The organism is Paraburkholderia sp. GAS348 (assembly GCF_050434205.1).
Lineage (GTDB): Bacteria > Pseudomonadota > Gammaproteobacteria > Burkholderiales > Burkholderiaceae > Paraburkholderia.
Map to the genome: position 1 here is coordinate 1 of NZ_JBNPVT010000071.1, position 1,285 is coordinate 1,285.

1 protein-coding gene is annotated in these 1,285 nt (G+C 61.1%); it reads left to right on the top strand.

Features of this window, described 5'->3' with window-relative positions; all coding sequences use genetic code 11:
- On the top strand, nt 1–1,285 hold a 1,285-nt coding region (locus tag P3T22_RS33240; protein ID WP_429327286.1), incomplete at both ends, for an efflux RND transporter permease subunit.

Below are 1,285 nucleotides of genomic sequence, written 5' to 3' on the forward strand. Positions count from 1 at the left end.
TGACCATCACGTTCAAGCTCGGGACGAACCCCGACCTTGCCCAGCAGCAGGTCGAGAACCGGGTGAACCAGGCGCTGCCCCGCCTGCCCGAAGACGTCCAGCGCCTTGGGGTGACGACAATCAAGTCGTCTCCGACGCTGACCATGGTCGTCCACCTTGTTTCGCCGAGCGAGAAATACAGCAGCACGTATCTGCGGAACTATGCGCTCATCAACGTGCGCGACCGTCTGGAGCGTATTCCGGGCGTCGGCCAGGTCACCCTGTGGGGTTCTGGCGACTACTCGATGCGCGTCTGGCTCGACCCGCAGAAGGTGGCCGAGCACAACATGACCGCGAACGAGGTGGTGGCGGCGATCCGGGACCAGAACCTCCAGGTTGCCGCCGGCCAGATTGGCGCGTCTCCGTCGACTCCGGATGTCCCGCTGCAGCTTAACGTGAATGCACAGGGCCGGCTGCAGACGGAAGACGAATTCCGCGATATCGTCCTGAAGACCTCACCCGATGGTGCCGTGACGCGGCTCAAGGACGTCGCGCGCGTCGAAATGGGCGCCTCCGAATACGCGCGCCGATCGCTATTGAGCAACAAGTCGGCCGTCGCGATGGCGATCTTCGAGCTGCCGGGCGCGAACTCCCTGGATATTTCGGCGCACGTTCGGGAGGAGATGAAGTCACTCCAGGCGGATATGCCCGAAGGCGTGAAGTATGAGATCGTCTATGACCCGACGCAGTTCGTGCGTGCGAGTATCCATGCCGTTATTCACACGCTGCTGGAAGCTGTCGCACTGGTCGTACTCGTGGTGATCGTCTTTCTGCAATCGTGGCGCGCCTCGATCATCCCGCTGATCGCGGTACCTGTTTCGATTGTCGGGACGTTCTCGCTGATGCTTGCATTTGGCTTCTCTGTGAACGCGCTGTCGCTCTTCGGGATGGTGCTGGCCATCGGCATCGTGGTCGACGACGCGATCGTGGTGGTCGAAAACGTCGAGCGCAATATCGCCACGGGCCTGTCTCCAAAGGAAGCGACCCACCAGGCCATGCAGGAGGTGAGCGGGCCGATTATCGCAATCGCCCTGACGCTGATTGCCGTTTTTGTGCCGCTCGCGTTCATGAGTGGTCTGACGGGCCAGTTCTACAAGCAGTTCGCGATGACCATTGCAATTTCGACGGTCATCTCCGCGTTCAACTCGCTGACGCTTTCACCGGCTCTTTCCGCTCTTCTGCTCAAAGGGCATCACGATCCGAAGGATTGGCTCTCCCGGGCCATGGACACGGTGCTGGGACCGTT